Source organism: Gemmiger formicilis, from assembly GCF_016901605.1.
GTDB classification, from domain to species: domain Bacteria; phylum Bacillota; class Clostridia; order Oscillospirales; family Ruminococcaceae; genus Gemmiger; species Gemmiger formicilis_B.
In genome coordinates this window covers 1-648 of sequence record NZ_JACJKP010000379.1, presented here as the reverse complement: position 1 = coordinate 648, position 648 = coordinate 1, and the positions used below count along the sequence as shown (strand labels likewise).

The following is a 648-nucleotide window of genomic DNA, read 5'->3' as shown; positions in this document are numbered from 1 at the left end:
GCCGGATGTTGGCCTGCGCCAGCGCCATCCGGGCACCGCCGCCAATGCCGCCGCAGATCAGCGCATCCACCTGCAGCGCTGCCAGCAGCCCGGCCAGCGCGCCGTGGCCGCTGCCGTTGGTATCCAGCACCTGGGACGAAACGATCTTGCCGTCCTGCACATCATAGATCTTGAACTGGGCGGTATGGCCGAAATGCTGGAAGATCCGGCCGTTTTCATAGGTAACTGCAATTCTCATGATAAACGCTCCTTTTGCTGTTTCCTGCAACGATTTTTCTGTGCGGCTGACGGGGCCTTCACAGGCCCGGGGCCCCGCATCTGCTCCCGGAAGGTCCGGAACATTCCCTGCTTCATATTCTTACACATGATGTCCTGCACATCCCGGGCGGTGATACGGTCCTCATAGCGGAACCACCAGCGCACCAGCGTCATCATGTCGGAGGCAAAAAGCCGGGCATACAAATCGGCGTAGGGGTCGGGGCCTTCCCTGCCGGCGGGCAGCGTTTCCAGAATGGCGTCGTGCACCAGGTCCACCATCCGGCCAAAGACGTTTTCCTCCAGGGGAATGGACCACAGCAGGGTGTATTCCGCCTTGTGCCTGTGAAGGAATTTGAGGGTGTTCTCGAAATTTTTCTGGTAAAGCAGGTT

At 59.4% G+C, this 648-nt stretch carries 1 protein-coding gene and 1 pseudogene; both read right to left on the bottom strand.

Going from position 1 to position 648, the window contains the following annotated elements:
- Positions 1–253 (bottom strand): annotated as a pseudogene (locus H6B10_RS14990) (NifB/NifX family molybdenum-iron cluster-binding protein); the annotation flags it as partial.
- Positions 235–648: hypothetical protein (locus H6B10_RS14985; RefSeq protein ID WP_204652308.1), on the bottom strand; the 414-nt coding region annotated here is incomplete at its 5' end. The gene H6B10_RS14985 and the pseudogene H6B10_RS14990, both read right to left, overlap by 19 nt.